Source organism: Aetokthonos hydrillicola CCALA 1050, assembly GCF_017591665.1.
Classification (GTDB): domain Bacteria; phylum Cyanobacteriota; class Cyanobacteriia; order Cyanobacteriales; family Nostocaceae; genus Aetokthonos; species Aetokthonos hydrillicola.
Window position 1 is genome coordinate 1 of the sequence record NZ_JAAKGC010000334.1, and the last position, 1,874, is coordinate 1,874.

Consider the following 1,874-nt stretch of genomic DNA (forward strand, 5'->3'; position numbering starts at 1 on the left):
TATGAACTACCCCACCGTAAAGACGGATGGGGTTTCTAAATCCCCATTCGTCTTATTGATAGAGTTTTGACGCTTCATTTTACCAAGTTGCTTCATCGATCCAGTATGCTTACGCTTCTTGGTCGAGTCAGTAGAGCTTGATAATCCGACATCTGCGAGGGACGTTCCAGCCCCCGGTTGCTTACCAATTGCAACGTTGTACATAACCATCACAGAACCCTTATCACGTTGTATTTCAAATTTACACTTATTACAAACGTGATAGCGGTTAGAAAGTTCTGCCCATTCTTTATGAACCTTTCCACAGTTAGGGCATCTCTGAGATGGTTTGATTTTTTTTGTAGGAAGTATCAACATTACTCCTCCTTTTTGCTCAATCTTGTAAGCAATCATTTGGTTTAATGCTCCAAAACCAACAGAAAGAATAGACTTATTAAGTCCTGCTTTCTGCTTTTTTCGTTTACTTCCTTTCTTAGCTTTCTTGGTCATTTTTTTAGTTTCTAACTTCTCGGTTACGCCGATGTCATAACGACTTGCAATGTCTGACGTAACCTTGTGCTGCCAATCTTTGCGCTGAGTAGCCACTTTAGCTTGAAGTATAGAAACACGTTTCCGTGCTTTCTTCCAACGGTTAGAAGCTTTGATTTTCTTTGTCTTATTCGGTGCGCGTTTTCTCCTGAGTTCCTTAGAAGCTTTTTTAATTTTTTGTTCAGTCTTTTTGGTAAATCTAGGATTTTCGACTTCATCAAAATTAGAGCCATCATATAAAGTAATTGCTGTTTGAGTACCCAAATCAAAAGCAACTACATTTTGATACTCCAGTTTTGATTCAGAACTAAACCTAGATTCAAGGGTGGGTATGTCAACCGTTATGGAAGCAAACCACTGATTCTTACTTGGTTTGTAAACAATAGTCAACGTGGAAGGAATTCCCCATTGTTTAGCCTTACCTCGTATTTTTAAGGTAATACCTAAATCGTTTAGGGTTAATCTACCATGCTTACCGTTACTATTAACTTTCCACCCAGATTTAGCTGGATAAGTCCAACCGGAATAATAACGAATTGACTTGAACCCAGGCAAACCTCGTAAACGTTGAAAAAACGAATTGTAAGCTAGATCAACTCGCTTTACTGTTGCCTGCATTGCTTGAGAATGAATATAAGCAAACTCAATCCATTCTTTTTTGAATTCAGGTAAACAGTTCTGTTGGTCAAAGTAGGTAACGGTTTTATTGTTTTTCTTCCACTCAAAACGACGGTGAGCAATACAGGCATTGTAAACGTATGCATGAACTCTTCGTGCTTCAAATAATTTCTGTTCTTGGTGTTTATTTGGATACAGTCGAAAAGTTTGCCGTCTATTATCCATATATCACTCACCTCCTTTTTTATGTGACTCGATATTTTAACCTATAATTACTCTAGCACAGATTTTTTATATGACAAGAAATTTTTATGGCTAAACTAAGAAGCGGGTCACACGTGGTTTTTTCTATTCACCTGCATATTGTATTTGTCACAAAATATAGACGTAAAGTATTTACGGCTGAGATGATAAAAGATATGAAAGAAGTTTTTGAGAGAGTATTATTGGCAAATAGTTCTGCGTTGGAAGACTGTAATGGTGAAGCTGATCATGTGCATTTACTTATTGACCTACATCCAGACAACAATATCTCTGATTTGGTAGCCTCTCTCAAATCTGCTAGCAGTAGAATTTTGAGGGAGAAATACAAACCCATAATCGATCAGTACTACTGGGGAAAAGCTAAACTCTGGCACGATTCAAAATGTATTGTTTCTTGTGGTGGCGCACCATTGGAAACTGTCAAGCAATACATCCAAAATCAGTCCGGTGGTAGGTTGTAAAAG

Annotated in this window: 2 protein-coding genes; one reads left to right on the forward strand and one right to left on the reverse strand. The window is 37.8% G+C overall.

Annotation, left to right across the window (positions count from 1 at the left end):
- Positions 1-6: 6 nt before the first annotated feature.
- The gene (locus tag G4P69_RS37605) at positions 7-1,371 is read right to left on the reverse strand and encodes an RNA-guided endonuclease InsQ/TnpB family protein (protein ID WP_208355022.1); all 1,365 of its coding nucleotides are present in this window, start codon (positions 1,369-1,371) and stop codon (positions 7-9) included.
- A gap of 86 nt (positions 1,372-1,457) precedes the next feature.
- On the opposite strand from G4P69_RS37605, the gene tnpA reads away from it, so the two are divergent.
- Positions 1,458-1,871 carry an IS200/IS605 family transposase gene (tnpA, locus tag G4P69_RS37610; RefSeq protein WP_208355024.1) on the forward strand — a complete coding sequence of 138 codons (414 nt, stop codon included), beginning with the start codon at positions 1,458-1,460 and terminating at the stop codon, positions 1,869-1,871.
- The last annotated feature ends 3 nt before the right edge of the window (positions 1,872-1,874 follow it).

Bases quoted from the DNA above. Each gene is read 5' to 3' on its own strand.
- G4P69_RS37605 (WP_208355022.1), bottom strand. From the start codon at position 1,371: ATGGATAATAGACGGCAAACTTTTCGACTGTATCCAAATAAACACCAA.
- tnpA (WP_208355024.1), top strand. From the start codon at position 1,458: ATGGCTAAACTAAGAAGCGGGTCACACGTGGTTTTTTCTATTCACCTG.